The sequence below is a fragment of the Affinirhizobium capsici genome (assembly GCF_977018625.1).
In genome coordinates, this window is the sequence record NZ_CDRNXD010000004.1 from 1530600 (window position 1) to 1550979 (window position 20380).

The 20380-nt window shown below is 56.1% G+C and carries 20 protein-coding genes; 4 read left to right on the top strand and 16 right to left on the bottom strand.

What is annotated here, in order from left to right; all coding sequences use genetic code 11:
* Positions 1 to 17 precede the first annotated feature (17 nt).
* The 4 genes from AC0JZ1_RS10790 to AC0JZ1_RS10805 form a co-directional block, all read right to left on the bottom strand.
* On the bottom strand, positions 18 to 989 hold the full coding sequence (locus AC0JZ1_RS10790; protein ID WP_471882362.1) for a beta-ketoacyl-ACP synthase III: 972 nt from the start codon (positions 987 to 989) through the stop codon (positions 18 to 20).
* A 19-nt stretch (positions 990 to 1008) separates the two neighbouring features.
* The gene (gene plsX, locus AC0JZ1_RS10795; RefSeq protein ID WP_471882363.1) at positions 1009 to 2058 is read right to left on the bottom strand and encodes a phosphate acyltransferase PlsX; all 1050 of its coding nucleotides are present in this window, start codon (positions 2056 to 2058) and stop codon (positions 1009 to 1011) included.
* Between the two features lie 95 nt (positions 2059 to 2153).
* A complete protein-coding gene (locus AC0JZ1_RS10800; protein WP_471882364.1) occupies positions 2154 to 2723 on the bottom strand; it encodes a YceD family protein in 570 nt (189 codons plus the stop codon).
* On the bottom strand, positions 2720 to 3268 hold the full coding sequence (locus AC0JZ1_RS10805; RefSeq protein ID WP_471883420.1) for a ubiquinol-cytochrome C chaperone family protein: 549 nt from the start codon (positions 3266 to 3268) through the stop codon (positions 2720 to 2722). The genes AC0JZ1_RS10800 and AC0JZ1_RS10805 overlap by 4 nt, the downstream gene beginning before the upstream one ends.
* Before the next feature lie 268 nt (positions 3269 to 3536).
* On the opposite strand from AC0JZ1_RS10805, the gene AC0JZ1_RS10810 reads away from it, so the two are divergent.
* Positions 3537 to 4046 carry an outer membrane protein assembly factor BamE gene (locus AC0JZ1_RS10810; protein WP_471883421.1) on the top strand — a complete coding sequence of 170 codons (510 nt, stop codon included), beginning with the start codon at positions 3537 to 3539 and terminating at the stop codon, positions 4044 to 4046.
* A 71-nt stretch (positions 4047 to 4117) separates the two neighbouring features.
* On the opposite strand, the gene AC0JZ1_RS10815 is transcribed toward AC0JZ1_RS10810, so the two are convergent.
* The 11 genes from AC0JZ1_RS10815 to AC0JZ1_RS10865 form a co-directional block, all read right to left on the bottom strand.
* Positions 4118 to 6256 carry a sodium-translocating pyrophosphatase gene (locus AC0JZ1_RS10815; protein ID WP_471882365.1) on the bottom strand — a complete coding sequence of 713 codons (2139 nt, stop codon included), beginning with the start codon at positions 6254 to 6256 and terminating at the stop codon, positions 4118 to 4120.
* Between the two features lie 169 nt (positions 6257 to 6425).
* Positions 6426 to 7652: an MFS transporter gene (locus AC0JZ1_RS10820; RefSeq protein WP_471882366.1), complete on the bottom strand. Its 1227-nt coding sequence runs from the start codon at positions 7650 to 7652 to the stop codon at positions 6426 to 6428.
* A gap of 12 nt (positions 7653 to 7664) precedes the next feature.
* On the bottom strand, positions 7665 to 8141 hold the full coding sequence (nusB, locus tag AC0JZ1_RS10825) for a transcription antitermination factor NusB (protein ID WP_471882367.1): 477 nt from the start codon (positions 8139 to 8141) through the stop codon (positions 7665 to 7667).
* Positions 8142 to 8144: 3 nt separating this feature from the next.
* The gene (gene ribH / locus AC0JZ1_RS10830; RefSeq protein ID WP_471882368.1) at positions 8145 to 8600 is read right to left on the bottom strand and encodes a 6,7-dimethyl-8-ribityllumazine synthase; all 456 of its coding nucleotides are present in this window, start codon (positions 8598 to 8600) and stop codon (positions 8145 to 8147) included.
* 168 nt (positions 8601 to 8768) lie between these two features.
* Positions 8769 to 9392, bottom strand: a complete 624-nt coding sequence (locus tag AC0JZ1_RS10835) for a riboflavin synthase (RefSeq protein ID WP_471882369.1) — start codon at positions 9390 to 9392, stop codon at positions 8769 to 8771.
* Entirely contained in the window at positions 9374 to 10462 is a 1089-nt protein-coding gene (gene ribD / locus AC0JZ1_RS10840) for a bifunctional diaminohydroxyphosphoribosylaminopyrimidine deaminase/5-amino-6-(5-phosphoribosylamino)uracil reductase RibD (RefSeq protein WP_471882370.1), read from the bottom strand. The genes AC0JZ1_RS10835 and ribD overlap by 19 nt, the downstream gene beginning before the upstream one ends.
* Before the next feature lie 3 nt (positions 10463 to 10465).
* A complete protein-coding gene (gene nrdR / locus AC0JZ1_RS10845) occupies positions 10466 to 10945 on the bottom strand; it encodes a transcriptional regulator NrdR (RefSeq protein WP_377395046.1) in 480 nt (159 codons plus the stop codon).
* A 14-nt stretch (positions 10946 to 10959) separates the two neighbouring features.
* Complete coding sequence (gene glyA, locus AC0JZ1_RS10850; RefSeq protein ID WP_471882371.1) at positions 10960 to 12249, bottom strand: serine hydroxymethyltransferase; 1290 nt, start codon at positions 12247 to 12249, stop codon at positions 10960 to 10962.
* Between the two features lie 200 nt (positions 12250 to 12449).
* The gene (locus AC0JZ1_RS10855; RefSeq protein ID WP_471882372.1) at positions 12450 to 13784 is read right to left on the bottom strand and encodes a L,D-transpeptidase family protein; all 1335 of its coding nucleotides are present in this window, start codon (positions 13782 to 13784) and stop codon (positions 12450 to 12452) included.
* Between the two features lie 367 nt (positions 13785 to 14151).
* The gene (gene ldtR, locus AC0JZ1_RS10860) at positions 14152 to 14664 is read right to left on the bottom strand and encodes a transcriptional regulator LdtR (protein ID WP_471882373.1); all 513 of its coding nucleotides are present in this window, start codon (positions 14662 to 14664) and stop codon (positions 14152 to 14154) included.
* A 234-nt stretch (positions 14665 to 14898) separates the two neighbouring features.
* Positions 14899 to 15333: a DUF6163 family protein gene (locus AC0JZ1_RS10865; RefSeq protein ID WP_471882374.1), complete on the bottom strand. Its 435-nt coding sequence runs from the start codon at positions 15331 to 15333 to the stop codon at positions 14899 to 14901.
* A 118-nt stretch (positions 15334 to 15451) separates the two neighbouring features.
* Here AC0JZ1_RS10865 and hemB point away from each other — a divergent pair, with 118 nt between their 5' ends.
* The 3 genes from hemB (at position 15452) to AC0JZ1_RS10880 (ending at position 17906) form a co-directional block, all read left to right on the top strand.
* Positions 15452 to 16465: a porphobilinogen synthase gene (gene hemB / locus AC0JZ1_RS10870; protein ID WP_471882375.1), complete on the top strand. Its 1014-nt coding sequence runs from the start codon at positions 15452 to 15454 to the stop codon at positions 16463 to 16465.
* Positions 16466 to 16551: 86 nt separating this feature from the next.
* Entirely contained in the window at positions 16552 to 17010 is a 459-nt protein-coding gene (locus AC0JZ1_RS10875) for an RDD family protein (protein WP_471882376.1), read from the top strand.
* A gap of 125 nt (positions 17011 to 17135) precedes the next feature.
* The gene (locus tag AC0JZ1_RS10880) at positions 17136 to 17906 is read left to right on the top strand and encodes an arginyltransferase (RefSeq protein WP_471882377.1); all 771 of its coding nucleotides are present in this window, start codon (positions 17136 to 17138) and stop codon (positions 17904 to 17906) included.
* Between the two features lie 72 nt (positions 17907 to 17978).
* On the opposite strand, the gene parC is transcribed toward AC0JZ1_RS10880, so the two are convergent.
* Positions 17979 to 20240, bottom strand: coding sequence for a DNA topoisomerase IV subunit A (parC, locus tag AC0JZ1_RS10885; protein ID WP_471882378.1), 2262 nt, complete (start codon positions 20238 to 20240; stop codon positions 17979 to 17981).
* Positions 20241 to 20380 lie beyond the last annotated feature (140 nt).

The following is a 20380-nucleotide window of genomic DNA, read 5'->3' on the forward strand; positions in this document are numbered from 1 at the left end:
CACTTGTAAATATGACATTACCAGCGAAGCATGACAGCGCCCCAGGTGAAGCCTCCACCCATCGCTTCCAACATCACGAGATCACCAGTTTTGATGCGCCCATCAGCCGCTGCAACGGACAGCGCCAAGGGTATGGAAGCCGCCGAAGTATTGCCATGCAGATCGACTGTCACCACAACTTTTTCGAGAGGAATGCCAAGTTTCTTGGCGGAGCCATCAATGATGCGGCGGTTTGCCTGATGCGGCACAAGCCAGTCCAAATCATCGGCTGTTGTGCCGGTTGCCTCAAACGCGGCCTCGATCACATCCGTAATCATGCCAACAGCGTGCTTGAAGACTTCGCGCCCTTCCATGCGGAGGTGACCAACCGTTCCTGTGCTGGAGGGACCTCCATCCACATAAAGCTTTTCCTTATGGGAGCCATCCGAGCGAAGGTGAGAGGTCAGCACGCCGCGATCCGCAATCGTGCCCTCACCTTCCTGCGCCTCAAGAACGAGAGCGCCTGCGCCGTCGCCAAACAGAACACAGGTGGTTCGGTCATTCCAATCGAGGATTCGGGAGAATGTTTCCGCACCTATCACCAGCGCACGCTTGGCAAGGCCTGCACGCAAATGAGCGTCTGCAGTGGCCATGGCATAGACGAAGCCTGTACAGACAGCCTGAACGTCAAAGGCATAACCCTTGGTCATCCCTAAGCGATTTTGAATATTTACCGCCGTCGCCGGAAATGTGTTGTCCGGGGTGGACGTGGCAACGATAACCAGATCGATGTCGTCGGCGGTCATGCCAGCGCGTTCTAGCGCCGAACGTGCCGCTGCTTCACCCAGAGAAGCGGTCGTTTCCCCCTCTCCAGCCAGATAGCGCTGGCGAATGCCTGTACGCTGGACAATCCACTCATCCGAGGTTTCGACCAGGCTCTCAAGTTCCTTGTTCGGCACAACGCGCTTTGGCAGCGCCGACCCGAAACCGCGTACAACAGAACGAATCATTCGAGTTAATATCCTTTTGTCACGCCGCTTCTTCCGGTCCTGCGGGCGGCAGGCGGCGGGCGTGATATGTTTTCAAATCTTGCACAATCTTCTCGTTAAGAGCGTTGCGCACCATGTCGTAACCAACGTCAATTGCCGCAGCATACCCTTCAGCATCCGTTCCGCCATGGCTTTTGATGACGATACCATTAAGACCGAGGAACACGCCGCCATTGACCTTGCGCGGGTCCATCTTTTCCCGCAGCAGGTCAAATGCGCCCTTGGCCAGAAGATATCCAAGCTTGGACAAAAGTGTGCGAGACATTGCCGAGCGCAGCAGTTCTGCCATCTGTTTGGCTGTGCCTTCCGCCGTTTTCAAGGCGATATTGCCCGTAAAACCTTCGGTGACGACCACATCCACGACGCCGCGCCCGATATCGTCGCCTTCAACAAAGCCGTGGTAGGAGATGGTCGAGAGGTTCGCCTCACGCAACATGCGACCGGCTTCCCGCACCTCTTCCTGTCCTTTGACCTCTTCCACACCAACATTCAACAGACCAACCGTTGGACGCTCAATTTCGAACAGCGAACGAGCCATGGCCCCGCCCATCAGGGCGAAATCGAGAAGCTGCTGCGCATCCGCGCCAATGGTTGCGCCAATGTCCAATACGATGCTTTCGCCTCGCAAGGTCGGCCAGATCCCGGCAATAGCAGGCCGCTCGATGTTTTCCATAGTGCGGAGACAGAACTTCGCCATGGCCATAAGAGCGCCGGTATTGCCAGCGGAAACGGCGGCATCCGCCTCACCTGTTTTGACGGCTTCAATCGCGCGCCACATGCTGGACACGTAGCGGCCTCGCCGCAAGGCGGCGCTCGGCTTCTCATCCATCGTCACGGCAACTTCGCAGTGGTGGAAGATAGATTTTTCCTTGAGCTTCGGGTGCTTCGCCAGAATGGGCGCGCATTCTTGCTCCTGGCCGAAAATCACGAAGGTGATATCGGGATGACGCTCAAGAGCCTTCGCCGCGCCTGGAATGACAACGGCGGGACCGAAATCGCCACCCATGGCATCAAGAGAGATTCTGATCACGCGTTCCTGGTCCTTCTATCGCCGGCCGGGCGTTGTTGCGGCCAAATTACCGCTTCCTCTGCCCCATACAACTCCTTAGCAAGCGAATGCAAACTCTATTCCTTGCTTTTCCAATCCTTGAGCACTGCAAATGGATTGGGTTTGTCCTGCGCCGTGGCGGGATCAGACTCGATATGATCCTGAAATTCGGCGTCGCTTTTGCGAGGATAAGGATCGATGGCGAGCGCCACCATTTCGGCAACCGTTGCGCCCGCATCAATCGTATCGCCCTCGAACGTCTCCGGGATATCGGGGCCATCGGGGTCAAGCACCAATTCCGCATTCTCTCCGGTCATGAAGCGGGCAAGCTTGGAGCCTTCGGGGACGAAAATCTGCTCAAAATCTTCGGAAATAACGCTCGGCACCGGCTCCAGCGTCACCACACAGGCCTGCTGAAGCCGGGCCGTGACATGCCCCTTGAGCCGCACCCCATCCTTTTTCCAGCGCGCGATTTGAAGTTCAGCGGAGAGTTCGTCCACGGTTAGTACCTGCCACAGTTCGGCAAGCCCCGCACGCTCTCGCTCGTCTGCGGCAAGCCGCACAGTCACGGCATTGGCCGAGATATGACCAACCTTGACGGGATAGGAAAACGGAACCTCTGCTTCTGCGTCGCCTCGGCTTTTCACGTCAAATCCTCATTCGTGGGTGCAGGCAACTTCAACGTGCCATGCGCAATTTCGTCATCCGTCACCGCGGATAAATTTGCCTCAGTCCGCAACGCCCACCTTGCCAACCCAAGCATGGCGGGTGCTGCTTCCTCGCCAGGGTAAATATTGCGGCGAAGCGCTTCAGCCAAACCGGCGTGGTCTAAACTCGACAGCGCATCTCCATAGGATTGAACCCGACCGTAAAACATGCCTGCCAGTTTTTTCATGCGTTTGGGAACAGATTGATCACCAATCCCCAACTCACGAATGGAATGATCGATATCCTGGAAAAAGGCATCGATAATTTCTTGCGCAAGCTCTTGCCCGCTAGTGCCGGATTTACCAGTGCGCCGGAAGAAGAGAATCATCACGAGACACAGCATCTCGAAACGGCCCATAACCGTGTCCGGCACATCCATTTCGGTATAAAAGAAAGGAATGCGGGCCGCCGATGTCAAGGTCTCGTACTGACGATCGACAATGACGCGATTGCTCTTGTTCTTCCGAAAGAAGTTGAAGATCATCAGATAAAACACTCGATCATGTTTGACACGGCCATGTGGTCTTTACTGTCTAAAGGCTAAGCTGAATCCACCAGCCTTGTTGCAAGCGAACAAAAGGTGGTTTACCGAAGCAGGCACGAATTGCAATGCCGATCCGTCTTGCCTTGCATTTGCGTGAATAAATGCAGGAAGCCGTCGATTGCCGTTGCAGGCTTCGCGGAATAGCCACAATGCTATCGCAGCAGGGGATGCTGCCGCTCGACCGGCAAGAAGACATGAGGACAAGGTGTTGAAGAAGCGCGTGTTTGGGTCAAACCTGAATTTGAAAAGCACAGTGGCCGTGGTGACCGTCGCAGTCGCGCTTGGCGTTTCTGGCTGCACCAGCATGGATATCGGCCAGACGATCTATAATGGCTATGTTCTGGACAAAGATTCGCTGGATCTGATTCCCGAAGGCTCGAGCCGCGAGCAGGTTCTGCTCAGCATGGGCACGCCTTCCACCACCGCGACTTTCGACGGTGAAGTGTTCTACTATATTTCGCAGAAGCGTCACCGCGCAGTGGCATTCATGAAGCCGCAACTGGTTGAGCAAACCGTTGTCGCCATCTACTTCAACAAGGAAGGTACCGTCGCCCGCCGCGCGATCTACACGCTGAAGGACGGGAAGGTCTTCGAAAACATCAGCCGCACGACACCGACAGGTGGTCGCGACCTGACATTCCTGCAGCAGCTTCTGAGCGGTGGCGTTGGTGCCGCAAGCAGCGGTGCGAACACGTTCAAAAACATGCTGAGCCGTTAAGCTCAATGACACATAAAAAACCCGCGAAGCCATCAGCCTCGCGGGTTTTTTCATGCCACCATGCCGTTGCGTCAGGCCGCCAATATAGCCAGCAACAACAGGGCAACGATATTGGTAATCTTGATGGCAGGGTTCACGGCGGGTCCCGCAGTATCCTTATAAGGGTCGCCCACGGTATCGCCCGTCACGGATGCCTTGTGCGCTTCGGAACCCTTCATGTGGCGTGTGCCATCCTTATCCACGAAGCCATCTTCAAAGCTCTTCTTGGCGTTGTCCCAGGCTCCGCCGCCAGACGTCATGGAAATCGCGACAAAAAGCCCGTTGATGATAACGCCGAGAAGCGAGGCACCGAGAGCGGCAAAGGCCGATGCCTTGGAGCCTGAGATGAGCAGCACGCCGAAATAGACGACGATGGGGGCGAGCACGGGTAGCAGCGATGGAATGATCATTTCCCGAATGGCCGCACGGGTCAGCATGTCCACAGCCCGGCCATAATCGGGTCGATCCCTGCCCTGCATGATGCCAGGCTTTTCCCTGAACTGGCGGCGAACCTCCTCAACGACTGCACCGCCTGCCTTGCCAACGGCGGTCATCGCCATGCCGCTAAAGAGATAGGGTATGAGGCCACCAAAAATGAGACCGGCCACGACATAAGGGTTTGCGAGACTGAAAGAAATTTCGCCAACATCCGCAAAGTAAGGATATTGCTGCCCATTGGCGGCGAAGTAGGAAAGGTCATTCGCATAGGCCGCGAAGAGGACCAGCGCACCGAGACCCGCCGAACCGATGGCATAGCCTTTGGTGACAGCCTTGGTGGTGTTGCCGACGGCATCCAGCGCATCAGTGGATTTACGCACCTCCGGCGGAAGGCCAGCCATTTCCGCGATGCCTCCTGCATTGTCGGTAACGGGGCCGAAGGCATCGAGCGCCACGATCATGCCCGCCAGCCCCAGCATGGCTGTCACGGCGATGCCGGTGCCGAAGAGACCTCCCAGCTGGTAGGTGGTGATGATACCGCCGACAATGACAATGGCTGGAAGCGCTGTCGATTCCAGGGAGACAGCAAGTCCCTGGATGACATTTGTTCCATGGCCCGTCACCGAGGCCTGTGCGATGGAATTGACCGGGCGCTTGTTGGTGCCTGTGTAGTATTCCGTGATCACCACGATCAAGGCCGTAACGACGAGGCCAAGAACGCCGCAGAAGAAGAGATTCGTGCCAGTAATTTCCTTGCCAGCCACGGTTCCGATTGTTCCCCAGCCGACAGTCAGCATGGTGGCGATGGCAAGTCCAACAATGGAGAGTATACCGGTTGCGATGAGCCCTTTGTAGAGCGCTCCCATAATTGAGCCATTGGTGCCGAGCTTGACGAAAAACGTGCCGACGATGGAAGTAATGATGCAGACTGCGCAAATGGCCAGAGGATAGGTCATCACTGAGGCCAACACTGGCGCACCGGCAAAGAAGATAGCTCCGAGCACCATGGTTGCGACAACCGAGACGGCATAGGTCTCGAAGAGGTCAGCAGCCATACCGGCGCAATCTCCGACGTTATCACCCACATTGTCTGCAATGGTTGCCGGGTTGCGCGGATCATCTTCCGGAATACCGGCCTCTACCTTTCCGACGAGATCGCCGCCGACATCCGCGCCTTTCGTGAAGATGCCGCCTCCGAGACGGGCGAAGATGGAAATAAGAGAGGCGCCAAAGCCCAGAGCCACAAGCGCATCGATGACTTCGCGTGAGCCCACCGGATGACCGAGAACCGAAACCAGCAGCCAGAAATAGATGGAGACACCCAAAAGCGCGAGGCCCGCCACCAACATTCCGGTAATCGCGCCGGACTTGAATGCAATATCAAGGCCTGCCGCCAAGCTGTGAGACGACGCCTGTGCCGTGCGTACGTTGGCACGGACAGATACGTGCATGCCGATAAAGCCAGCGGCACCCGAAAGCACGGCTCCTATCAGGAAGCCAATCGCTGCAAGGCCCGACAGAAGCAGCCAGGTTCCTATTGCAACAACAGCACCAACGATCGCGATGGTCATGTATTGGCGCGTCAAATAAGCTTGAGCACCTTCTCGAATATAGCCTGCGATTTCCTGCATACGGGCATTGCCCTGATCTGCTGCCAGAACCGATCGGGTTGCCCAGATGGCATAGGCGACCGATAAGAACCCGCAGACGATCACTCCCAGTATCACTGTCATACGAATTACCTCTCCCGAAACGCCGGCTGCAAGATCGCACCGGCAGGATCAGAAAGCCGTCCCCTCCCAAGAACGAGGCTAACCGATCGCTTGCGAGATTGAGGGCGTTAATGAACGTCGTCAAGGAAATATGCGCATAAGACGAAGAACCGGAGGCTCCGGTTCATTTTCAGACAGTTGCAGTCCGTTTACGGCGCAACATCAGCATGGTGATGAGGAGAAGGCAGACAATCGCGACCGGCCAGATGAACAGGTTCATGAAGCTCCAGCCATAGGAGGTGAAAAACTTGCCCGACGAGAAGGAGGAAAGCGCGACCGTGCCGAACAGGAAGATATCGTGAAATCCCTGCACCTTATCTGCCTCTTGCGGGCGATAAGTGGAGGCAACGATGGCAGTTGAGCCAATAAAGCCGAAATTCCAGCCTATTCCCAATAGAACCAGAGCGCCCCAGAAATTCCAAAGCTCGATACCCATATGGGCAACGATCGCGCAGGCCATCAGGGTGATGAGCCCAAGCGCCACAACCTTTTCGGCGCCGATGCGGCTGATGATCATGCCGGTAAAGAAGCTGGGGCCGAACATTGCTAGCACGTGCCATTGAATGCCAAGTGTTGCCAGTTCGGTTGGAAAACCGCAGCCAACAACCATGGCAAGAGGTGCACCGGTCATCACGAAAGTCATCAAGGCATAGCTGCCAATGCCGCAGATCATGCCGGTTGCGAACCTCTGATTCGCAATAATTTCTCGCAAAGGGCGCGCGGGCGCGTCCACTGAATTAGCTTTCATCGGCTGCGGCAATTTCAGGAAGAAGAGAATTCCTAGCGCAATCAGGCTAAGTGGCAAGAGCGCCATGAAGGTGCCCGCGAAGGTAACAGGTGAGAAAATATCCTTGGCCCAGATGGCCAGTTGCGGACCGATGATGGCGGAAACAATCCCAGCACCTAAGATCCAGGAAATGGCCTTGGGCTTAAAGTGTGAGGGAGACGCATCGGCTGCCGCAAATCGAATCTTCTGGGTAAAGCCCCCGCTCATGCCGATCAGCAGCAGAGAGATGGCAAATAGCCAGAAATTTCCCTGGAACAGCGCAGTCGTCGCAAGCCCCCCACCAGCGGCACCAAGGATTGCGCCAACCATGAAAGCCGACTGCCGGCCAAGAAGGCGGGAAAGGATAGCAATGCCCACCGCGCCCAAGGCTGTGCCGATATTGAAGCCGGTAACGGGCGCGGTCGCAAGCGACTTATCCGCGCCTAAAAGCTGGTAGCCAGCCAAAGACCCAACAGAAATGGCAAGGGGGGCGGCAGACCCCATGACCGCCTGAGCACAAGCAAGGAGGAAAACGTTGCGCTTTGCGGCACCTGTCTGCCGATCCAGTTCCGTGCCGCCCGCCTCGTTCATTTCAGCCTACCGCTATTTCTTTTCTGATCTGATCTGCTTTGCGATGCGATCCAGCACCGCGTTGACGATCTTCGGTTCTTCGCCTTCGAAGAAAGCCTGAGCGATCTCGACATATTCTGTCACGATAACCGGGGTTGGCACATCCTTGCGCTCAAGCACCTCGAAGGTTCCTGCACGCAAGATCGCACGCAACGTAGAATCCAGGCGCGAAAGCGGCCAGCTTTCCTGCAAGGAGGAACGAACGAGCGGATCAATCTTCTGCTGATCGCGCACGACACCGGACACAATGGAACGAAACCAGGAAGGATCAGCCTTCAGGTAAGTGTCGCCATCCAGTTCCTGACCTAGACGGTGCTGCTCATATTCAGCAACAACTTCCAGAACGCCGGTGCCGCCAATGTCCATCTGGTAGAGGGCTTGAACAGCAGCCAAACGCGCGGCCCCGCGCTGGTTGGCAGGCTTTATCGGATGCAAAGGGTCTTTGGACATGGATCAGGCGCCCAATTTTTCGCGCAGCTCGATCATGGTCAGCGCCGCACGGGCAGCAAATCCGCCCTTGTCCTTGTCGGTCTTGCGAACGCGTGCCCAAGCCTGCTCGTCGTTCTCGACAGTCAGGATGCCATTACCGATGGCGAGCGATTCAGAAACCGCCAGATCCATCAATGCGCGGGAGGATTCGTTCGCCACGATATCGAAGTGATAGGTCTCCCCCCGGATCACCATGCCAAGTGCGATGAAGCCATCATAGTTGACGCCACCCTGCTCTGCTGCATCCAATGCCATTGCGATCGCAGGCGGAATTTCCAATGCGCCGGGGACCGTGATGACGTCATAGGTTGCGCCTGCCGCATCGAGCGCGGATTTCGCACCGTCTAGAAGGGCATCGGCAAAGTCATCGTAAAATCGTGCTTCCACGATCAAAAGGTGAGGCTTCAAAGAATCGGTCATGGGTCGTCCTGGTCGCAATTCTGCGATTTAAGATGTTGGGAATTGGCGCGGTCAAACCATGCCCCGCGCAGAATGGCAAGCGATTTTCGTGGATACAGCTATGCAAGGCGGTCTCGGCTCACGCCGTTTCCGCCCGATACTCCATGTTACAGCGCTTAAAACTGCTGCCTACTTCGTCTCATATGCGGCTGGAAACTCTGCCAGACGCGCAGCATAACGTGCCATGGTATCAACCTCGAAGTTGATGAAGTCTCCCGGCTTGCGCTCTCCCCACGTGGTCACTTCAAGCGTATGGCGGATCAGCAAAATATCGAAATCAGTTCCTTCAACAGCATTAACCGTCAAGGATGTGCCATCCAGGGCAACAGAACCCTTCGGCGCGACAAACCGGGCAAATTGCTCCGGTGCGCGCAGGCGAATGCGCACAGCCTCTCCCTCTGATGTCACAGAAAGAATTTCGGCCTTCCCATCGACATGGCCGGAAACGATGTGCCCACCCAGCTCATCCCCAATCTTGAGCGCGCGCTCCAGATTGATACGCGTTCCCACGTCCCAGGATGAAATCGTCGTTAGCCGAAGCGCCTCTTCCCAGGCTTCCACCTCGTACCAACGCTCGTTGGTACCAGTCTCCGGGAGCTTGGTTACGGTCAGACACACACCCGCGTGGGCGATAGAGGCGCCGATATCGACCGTCGATGGGTCATAGCTCGTTGCCACGCGAATGCGGACGCCTTCAGCCAAAGGCGTTAAAGCAGCGACACTGCCAACATCCGTCACGATACCGGTGAACATTCGAACTTCCTCTCATATTCGCAACAGCGATCCGCACCAAAGCTGGAACGCCGAACCAGATTGTACTCCGCGGGAATATCGTCGTGCGTAACTGGTGTTTCAATGCCGCCATCGCCAATCACATCCGGCCCTTTAAACAGCACGATCCGATCCACGAGACCAGAACGAAGGAACGCCTTGGCAACTTCGGCACCACCTTCCACCAGCAAAGACGAGAGCCCGCGCCGGGCCAGTTCCGTTAAAAGCGAGGGTAGATCAGGCAGATCAACGATTTCCACGCCCGCCGCAGTCAGTGCTTGCGCAGATTCCGCAAAGCGATCTCCCACAACAATCACCGGCACTTGATGCGCTGTGCGCACCAGCTTGCTTTCCAATGGCAGGCGCAGCTTGCGATCCAAAATGATGCGGAGCGGCGAACGTTCTTCCAGACCGGGCAGCCGCACCGTTAGTTCAGGATCATCCGCCAGTGCTGTGCCTATTCCAACAAGAATGGCATCCATTTCCACGCGCATCGCATGAACCTGAGCGCGTGACAGGGGGCCTGTAATAGCGACCTGCCCTGCCCCTGCTTTACCAATCATGCCATCAGCTGAAACCGCAAGTTTCAGGGTCACATAGGGGCGCGCCTTGACCTGTCGCATGAGGTAGGCGCGAAGGGCATCCCGTGCTTCTGGTTCAAGCACCCCGGTGACAACCTCAATTCCAGCCTGTTCCAGAATGGCAAGCCCGCGACCGGAAACACGCGGATCAGGATCTTTCAGGCTGACAACGACGCGTACGATACCGGCAGCAACAAGCGCATTGGCGCAAGGCGGTGTTCGCCCATAATGCGAGCAGGGCTCAAGTGTCACATAGGCGGTAGCGCCGCGGGCCGCCTCACCTGCCAAGGCCAATGCCTGCGTTTCGGCATGCGGTCGACCACCGATCGCAGTCACCGCCTTGCCAAGAACCTGACCGTCCTTGACAATCAGACAGCCGACAGAAGGGTTTGTTTCCGTTAAGCCAGTGTGCTGGCGGGATAACGCAATGGCCTCAGCCATAAAGCGTTCATCGTCTGTGCGCGATACCACGCCTCAAGACTCCACGGTCGAGTCACGCCCGATTTTGGCTGTAATTTCGGAAATGACCTTCTCGAAATCCTCAGCATGGGAAAAGTCGCGGTAAACGGAGGCGTACCGGACGAAGGCCACGTCATCCAGGCTCTTGAGCGCCTCAAGAACTTGCAGACCGATCTGTTCAGAGTTGATTTCGCTTTCGCCTGAGCTTTCCAGACGGCGCACGATTCCAGATACCGCACGCTCGATCCGGTCGTTATCCACCGGACGTTTTCTCAACGCGATTTGGAAGGAACGGACAAGCTTGTTCCGATCAAACGGAACCTTGCGGCCGGTCTTCTTCACCACCATCAGTTCGCGCAATTGCACGCGTTCAAAGGTGGTGAACCGACCGCCGCAATCCGGGCAGATGCGCCGCCGGCGAATGGAGGTAAAATCCTCCGCCGGGCGCGAGTCCTTGACCTGTGTGTCTTCGGAACCGCAGTATGGGCAGCGCATCTGATCCTTGCCTCTTACATGTAGGGATACATGGGGAAGCGGTCAGTGAGCGAAACAACCTTTTCGCGCACGGCGGCTTCCACCGCTGCATTGCCCTCGTCAGAATTGGCAACCATTAGGCCGTCGAGAACTTCGACGATCAGGTTACCGATTTCCGTGAATTCCGCTTCCTTGAAGCCGCGCGTCGTGCCAGCCGGAGCGCCCAGGCGAACACCGGAGGTAACAAACGGCTTTTCAGGATCGAACGGAATTCCGTTCTTGTTGCAGGTGATGAAGGCGCGACCGAGAGCGGCTTCAGCGCGCTTGCCCGTCGCGTTCTTCTTGCGAAGATCCACCAGCATCAGATGGTTATCGGTGCCACCCGATACAATATCGAGATTATGCTTGATCAGGGTTTCAGCAAGCGCCTTGGCGTTCTTTACAACCTGAGCCGCGTAATCCTTGAATTCCGGCTTAAGCGCTTCGCCAAAAGCAACTGCCTTTGCTGCAATGACGTGCATCAGCGGACCACCCTGGAGGCCAGGGAAAACAGCTGAATTGAACTTCTTTGCCAGATCCTCTTCGTTGGTAAGGATCATGCCGCCGCGCGGGCCGCGCAGAGACTTATGCGTCGTTGTCGTTGCAACATGGCAGTGCGGGAACGGCGACGGATGAACACCACCAGCCACCAGACCTGCGATGTGCGCCATGTCTACCATGAGATAGGCACCGACAGAGTCAGCGATTTCGCGGAAGCGCTTCCAATCCCAGATGCGGGAGTAGGCGGTGCCGCCAGCGATAATCAGCTTTGGCTTGTGCTCTTGCGCCTTACGGGCAACTTCGTCCATATCCAGCTGATGGTCTTCCTCGCGAACGCCGTAGGAGACGACGTTGAACCACTTGCCGGACATGTTGACCGGCGAACCGTGCGTCAGGTGACCGCCGGAGTTGAGGTCGAGGCCCATGAAAGTATCGCCCGGCTGAAGCAGCGCAAGAAACACCGCCTGGTTCATCTGCGAGCCGGAGTTCGGCTGGACGTTCGCGAAGTTAACGCCAAACAGCTTCTTGGCGCGCTCGATGGCCAGCTCTTCCGCGATATCGACAAACTGGCAACCGCCGTAATAGCGCTTGCCCGGATAGCCTTCCGCGTACTTGTTGGTCATGATCGAGCCCTGGGCTTCCAAGACAGCGCGCGAAACGATGTTCTCAGAAGCAATCAGCTCGATTTCATGACGTTGGCGACCCAGCTCCTTCTCAATCGCGCCAAAGATTTCCGGATCGGATTCGGCGAGCGAACGGGAGAAGAATGCATCTCTATGCGACATGACGGGGCTCCTGCAAAAACTGATGCGTTGGGGTCTTAGCGATACTGCCGCGCAAGGGCAATATGTCTTGCGCATTTGGCATCAGAACAAGGTGTTACTAAAGCGCGAGGCGCGACGCCGAAGATATCATTTGCGAACATCTGGAACGCAAAAGCGGGCCAAACTGGCCCGCTCTTTCATTTAGCTCTGCCGCTGGCCTTTTATTGCTGCGGCAACATGTCCTCATCGATAGAACCAGCAGACTGCTCCATGCCGGTCTTCGTGCCGAGCGCCACTTCCGTCGCACCGTCACGCTGATAAATGTCATCGCGGAACTGCACCACGCCATCCTTTGCGGACCATGCGGTGATGTACACGAAATAGACAGGCACTTCCTGTGCCAGCTTGATAGGCGTGTTTTCACCCGTTGCGATTACGCGCTCGATTTCCTGACGGCTCCAAGGCGCCGTATCGCGCAGCAGCCAGGTGATCAGGTCGCGCACGTTCTGAACGCGCACGCAACCGGAAGATTCAAACCGCATCAGCTTGTTGAACAAGCCCTGCTGCGGCGTGTCGTGCATGTACTCGCCGTTCTTGTTGTAGAAGTTGATTTTGGTGGACGCCATGGCGTTGATCTTACCCGGGTCCTGGCGGAACATCAGGTTCGGAGCCTTTGGCGCGTTCCAATCCACGGTTTCAGGCGCAACTTCCTGACCCTTGCCATCGAACAGGCGGATATTGTTGCGCTTCAGATAAGTGGGGTCCTTACGCATCAGCGGCACGATGTCCTTTTCGACAATCGAGCGTGGTGCAGTCCAATACGGATTGAGGATAACCTCGTAGATCTTGGAATTCACGAGGTGGGTCGGGCGGTCAATGCGGCCAACAATCGCGGTGTTGCGCAGAACCACACGGTCCGATTCGACGGCTTCGATGTAGGCAGCAGGAATGTTCACCATCACGTGGCGCAGGCCCAGATCACCCGACATGGATTGAACGCGCACGAGGTTGGTCTGCAGTTGCATAAGGCGCGTTTCAGCCGGAACATTCATCGCCTTCAGCGTGAACTCGCCCAAAACGCCATCGGCAGGCAGGCCGTGACGGACCTGGAAGCGCTTCACCGCACCTTCAACATAGGAATCGAAGGAGGGCGACATGCCTGCCGATTGCGGCAGGTCACCGGAAATTGCCAGACGCTGGCGCAGCTGCTGGACGGATGAGTCCGCGTTACCAATGCGAAGACCTGCCTGGCCTGGCGTCACCTGCGGCCAGCCACCGTTGGAGACGATGGACTGGTACTGGGAAATCGCCTGCTGGATATATGCCGGAGACTGTGTGCCAAGAACTGGGTTGTTGGAGACCACGTTCACCGTTGCGCGCGACGCGGCGTTGGAATCGAACTGATCGTCCCAGCTGCCGCGACGGGGAGAGGAAATGACATCCTGAAGCGCGTCCTGCGCCAGAACCGGAGCCGCCACAGCGGCGGCACCCAAGGAAACGGCGGACCGCAACAGCGATCTGCGGGACATAAATTCGAATTCGCTCTTCTTCGACATCATCCGATCCATCTGATCCGGGGCACTAATCCAGCATGCCTTACGCGGATATGGTTAACAAAGCGTCGTGGAGGCTGTCCTCCAGGGCCGCCCTGCTTCCGAGCATAGCCCGCGCCGCAAGCAGATTCCGTGCCACAACCTGTATTGGCGGTCACATAGCAATATGGCCAATTGTTGTCAGGAGAAATTTGGTCACAGCTGCGTGTGAAAACGTGACTGCATGCAAAAAGATCCAGATGCGCAAATAGCGAAAACCGGATGGCAGGGAAGGCATCCGGCTTCGCTATATCTGGAGGTGTTACTCGGGTCTTGTCTCGCGCCGGCTGAACGCTTGTGGATCGGGTTCACTGGCCAGCAAGGAGTTGAATTACATGCGGTAAGCGATGGTATCGTTCCAGAAGCGATCCAGGCGCTGGAGCAGCTTGTTCATCTGCTGGAATTCCGATTCGCCAATACCGCCAACCTTTTCGATGGAGCCGATGTGGCGCTCGTAGAGCTTTGCTACAACTTCCGCGATTTCCTGGCCTTCCTTGGTCAGGCTGATGCGGACAGAGCGACGATCGATGCGCGAGCGCTGGTGGTTGATGAAACCAAGGTCAACCAGCTTTTTGACGTTGTAAGAAACGTTCGATCCGAGGTAGTAGCCGCGTGAACGCAGTTCACCAGCAGTCAGTTCGGAATTGCCGATATTGAAAAGGAGCAGCGCCTGCACGGCGTTGACATCGTCCCGACCCTGACGGTCGAACTCGTCCTTAATGACGTCGAGAAGGCGGCGATGGAGACGCTCCACCAAATGAAGCGATTCCATGTAGAGATCGCGAATGGCTTCTTCATGCGTATCAGCTGGGGTGGCCGGGGCCTTGAGCTTGGTGTTCAACATGTCTGCCTCACTGTTTTGTTTGGCGGTGTCTGTTTATTCCCGCCTTGTGAATGAGACTATCGGAGGCCCATAAAATTCGACTTAAAACATACGGCTAACATAGGGTTAATGGCATTTCTCGAATGGGACGAAGCTGTGACACACCCTCGCCTTCTTCCAATCTAGGCTATAAAAATCAATGAGTTATAGTTCGAATTTTATCAAAAACTAAGCGCAATCTGACAATATTCAGGGTTAACCAACCCTTACCCTCTCTTCAATTTTTCGCTTTTCCTCCAGCCAAATGGCAATTCGAAAGAGGATATAGAGAGCTGCGACGAGCCCGTGCAGAAGCGGCAGGATGAGATTGCTTCCGAAAATTTCTGGCCAAACCTGATACATCAACAATTGGCTGCCTGCACCGATGGCCCAAAGCACCGGTCCCCAGGATGTAGCCATCCACAAACCGATGGATGCGACCGGAAAGACAACGGCCAGGGCAGAACCGGCAACCCGCCAGGGCAGGCTTAAAAGATCGAAGCGGGCCCGCCCTTCAAAAGAATAACCGACCAGCATGGCCCAGTATTGCAATCCGAGCCAAAGGCACGCCAGTGCGACGATGCGTAGGAAAACCACAAAGAGAATATCCGTGAGGCTGCGCTGAGGGGTCTGCGGTGAATCATGTTCCATGGCGGTAGAATAAACATCTTGCAGGCTCGCCGCCAGAGCGCGACGGGGTGACCTATCGCCTTCACCAATCTTGCGTGGTAACCGAGGTCTTTAACGATGGATAAGAAGAGGTCTCCCCATGTCCAACAAGACCCATCTGGTAGATGAAATCACGGGCCATCGCCGCATGCGGCGCAACCGCAAGGCCGATTGGACCCGCAGATTGGTGCAGGAAAATCGCCTGACGGTGGATGATCTCATCTGGCCGATCTTCATCGTACCCGGCACTAATATCGTCGATCCGATCACGGCCATGCCCGGTGTTAACCGCATGAGTGTGGACAAGGCCGTTGAAGCAATCCGGGAGGCCGCCGATCTTGGCATTCCCGCCATCGCGCCCTTCCCGGATGTGGAGATGGACAAGCGAGATGCCACCGGCTCAGAAATTCTGGAACGCAACAACCTCATCAATGTCTTCACAAGTGCCGTGAAAAAGGCCGTTCCCAATATCGGTCTCATCACGGATGTCGCGCTTGATCCCTTCACCAGCCATGGTCATGACGGAATCATGCGGGACGGCATCATCTTGAACGACGAAACCGTCGATCAGGTGGCAAAGGCTGCCGTTCTCCAGGCCGATGCAGGGGCGGACATTATCGCACCCTCCGAAATGATGGATGGCCGTATTGGTGCTATTCGCCGTGCGCTGGATGCGGCTGGCCATCAGGATGTGGGGCTCATGTCCTATGCCACCAAATTCTCCTCGGGCTTCTATGGCCCCTACCGGGAGGCAATCAATACAGGTGGCCTGCTGAAAGGCGACAAGAACAGCTATTACATCAGTCCCGCAAATGCGACGGAAGCCCTTCGCGATGCTGCGCTCGATGTGGAAGAAGGCGCCGACATGCTGATGGTGAAACCTGGTATCGCTTATCTCGATATCTGCTGGCGGATGAAGGAAGCCTTTGGCCTGCCTACTTTCGCTTATCAGGTTTCCGGTGAGTACACACAGATCAAGGCCGCAGCCATGAATGGCTGGATTGATGGCGAACGCATCATGATGGAAACGCTGCTCTGCTTCAAACGTGCAGGCTGCGATGGAATCCTGACCTATTTCGCGATCGAGGTCGCTAAGAAACTGGGCAGAGGATAAATTGGAATGGCTCTTTGGGCCGCCGATATTGCGGCGGCCTTCAGTAAATCCCATATCCATCTCACCACACTCAAGGGAGAGCCCTGATGTCCATCGAAAACAGCCCTGTTGTTGCCGCACCGGAAGATTGGCGCGCCTATAGCGGCGTGCTGTCCCGCCGCATGTTTGCATTCATCATCGATTACATGCTGGTGCTGCTGCTTTGCATTCCGGCGGCGATTGTCGTGTTCTTCTTGGGCATCATCACCTTTGGCTTTGGCTGGGCGCTATACCCTGCCCTCTTTGTCCTTACCGCTCTGTTCTATTTTGGCTGGACACTGGGCGGACGTAGCCAGGCAAGCCCTGGCATGCGGGCCGCCGGCATCGCAATGGCACGGCTGGATGGCAGACAGATCGATTTCATGACGGCGGTCGTCCACATGGTCCTGTTCTGGATTCTCAACTCCTTCCTCACTCCGCTAATCTTGCTGGCCGGATTGTTTGTTGAGCGCTCGCGCCTCGTGCACGATCTCCTACTCGGAACAGTGGTTGTTCGAACAAATTAACATCAAATAAGGGAAACGTTTAGCAAGGCGTGTTGACGTTTCCCCAACTTGCGCCATGCTATTGATTCATCACAATTGCGGGGCAAAACTGCCCTTCGGCAGAGAGCAAAGGTCTACTTTCGCGGATGAATACACAGGCAACGCCATCTCCGCAGTTTTACCTGACGGCACCGGCGGCTTGCCCATATCTTCCCGGTGAGCTGGAGCGAAAGGTCTTCACCCATCTGGTCGGTCCCAGAGCCGCTGAAATGAACGATATCCTGACGCAAGGCGGTTTTCGCCGTTCGCAGAATATTGCGTACAGACCCGCCTGTGAGGGCTGCCGAGCCTGCGTTTCCGTGCGAATTCTGGCAAACTCTTTTGAGCCGAACCGCACCATGCGCAAAGTACTAGCTGCCAATAGAGACCTCGTTGGCACCATGTTACCGCCTCAGCCTTCGACGGAGCAGTTCACGCTATTTCGAACCTATCTCGATGATCGCCACCAGACCGGCGGCATGTCCGATATGTCTGCGCTGGATTATGCGATCATGGTTGAGGATACGCATGTCAACACGCGCCTGATCGAGTACCGCAAAAGGGTGCCCGGCCAAGGCATCGGTGATCAGCCGAAGGGTGAACTGATCGCTGTAGCTTTGACGGACCTGATGAGCGATGGGCTCTCCATGGTCTACTCGTTCTTCAATCCAGCAGCCGATAAGCGTTCGCTGGGCACCTTCATGATCCTGGACCACATTCAGCGTACCCGCCAACTGGGCCTGCCCCACGTTTACCTAGGCTATTGGGTCAAGGGTTCGGCGAAGATGCACTACAAAACGCGCTTTCAGCCGCAAGAGCATCTTACACCGCGTGGATGGGAAGCTTTTATTCCAGATCAGATGACAGATGCAGTTTAAGCTGCTGAAGGCGGGGGGAACGCAGTAACGGCGAACTGATATTCAGCCCGCCGTTCCTTCGATCCCAAGGCTTCAACCGCCAAACTTTCCGCTTCTCGGGAAGCCCTTCGGTACATTGCGGCCAGCGCTTGCGCGGTCGCCCATCCATTCCAGAAGCTCATCCTTATTCTTGGAGAAGACGCGGCCTGCGCTGTCTTCCCAAGTCAGGCCGTTGGCCATGGCGAAGAACTTCACGTCGGATATGCCGCCATCCTTGTACCGCTGCAAGCGAACGCCCTTGCCACGGCTCATTTCCGGAATTTGTGCGAGCGGGAAAACCAGGAGTTTGCGGTTTTCACCCACCACAGCTACGTGATCGCCCGAGACCGGCACCACCAGCTTGGCCTCATCCGGCATGGCCACATTCATGACCTGCTTGCCCTTGCGGGTATTGGCTACGAGATCCGTTTCAGCCACGATGAATCCATTGCCAGCCGTGGAGGACAGAAGCAGTTTTCTCGAAGCGTCGTGCACGAAGGCGGTGAGAACATCCTGATCGTTTTCCATATCGACCATGATGCGGATTGGTTCGCCATGGCCTCGGCCACCCGGCAGCTTGTCAGCGCCCAGCGTATAGGCCTTGCCACCCGTTGTGAGCAGCAACAGCTTGTCCGTTGTCTGGGCGGGGAAAGCGAGTTTCAGCGCATCGCCTTCCTTGAAGGTCAGGCCCGACGTATCCGACATGTGCCCCTTCAGCGCACGAATCCAGCCCTTCTGCGAGATGACCACCGTGACCGGCTCTTTCTCGATCATCGCCTGCTGAATAGCTTCGATATCTGCTGTCGGCGCGTCGGAAAACTGCGTTAAGCGTGCAAATGGCTTACCTTTGCCCTTGGCAAAAGTCTTTCGAACATCCTGGATTTCATGCTCGATGACCTTCCACTGCTTGGAATCGGAAGCCAGCAGTGATTCAATCTCTTCCTTTTCCTGGGTAAGCTCATCGAATTCTTTACGGATTTCGAACTCTTCCAGCTTGCGCAAGTTGCGCAGTCGCATGTTCAGGATTGCTTCTGCCTGAATATCGGTGAGATCCCACTTCGCGACCATGACGGGCTTCGGCTCGTCTTCCTCGCGAATGATGCGGATAACTTCATCGAGGTTCAGATAGGCGATCAACAGACCACCCAGAATTTCCAGGCGGCGCTCGATCGCTGCCAAGCGGAAGCGCGAACGGCGAATCAGCACATCCTTGCGGTGACCAAGCCATTCGATCAGCACCTCATTGAGGGCCATGACCTTCGGAACCTTGCCCTGGCTCAGCACATTCATGTTGAGGGGGAAGCGGCTTTCCAACTCCGTCAGACGGAACAACGATTCCATCAGGAGCGTGGCATCCACGGTGCGGTTCTTCGGCACCAGGACAACGCGAATATCTTCAGCGGATTCGTCGCGCACATCTTCCAGCAAAGGAAGTTTTCGTGCGATCAGCAGCTCGGCGATCTTCTCGATCAACCGCGATTTCTGCACCTGAAAGGGAATTTCCGTAATGATGATCTGATAGCCGCCGCGGCCGAGATCTTCCGTTTCCCATTTCGCACGAACACGAAAGCCGCCACGGCCCGTCTTATAGGCATCAATGATGGATTCGGGTCCATCGATTATAATTCCGCCGGTTGGGAAATCCGGACCGGGAATGAATTCGACAAGTTTTTCGACCGTGGCATCGGGATGCTTGATCAGATGAAGGGCAGCATCGCACAGTTCATGCGCATTGTGCGGCGGAATGGAGGTCGCCATGCCAACAGCAATACCGGATGCGCCGTTTGCCAGAAGATTGGGAAAAGCACCCGGCAGAACAACAGGCTCTTCATCTTCCTCGTTGTAGGTGGGGCGGAAATCCACCGCATCCTGGTCTATCCCTTCCAGAAGCAGCGCTGCCACATCGGTCATACGCGCTTCGGTGTATCGATAAGCAGCAGCACTATCGCCATCGATATTGCCGAAATTACCCTGTCCGTCGACCACAGGATAGCGTTGGGAAAAATCCTGCGCGAGACGCACCAGAGCATCGTAGACTGATTGGTCGCCGTGCGGGTGGAACTTACCGATCACGTCACCGACAATACGCGCACACTTTTTGAAAGCGGAATTGGGACGTATCCCCATCTCGCTCATGGCGTGGATGATACGACGATGGACGGGCTTCAAACCATCGCGAACATCCGGCAGAGCGCGGTGCATGATTGTGGAAAGCGCATAGGCGAGGTAGCGCTCCTCGAGCGCAGCCTTCAGGTCTACCGGCAGGATGTGATCGCCGCCTTCATCACCGGGCGGAGGTGTCAGATTTTTTCCCATAGGTCTTGACTACCGGAAAGCCCGATTCCCGGCAAGAAAAGGCCGAGAGGAGCCTGTGGATGACCACATAATCAGGCCACCTTTTGTGGCGCTGGTTTTCGCAAGAGATGTATTTTTGAACTTATACGCGCACCGGCCCA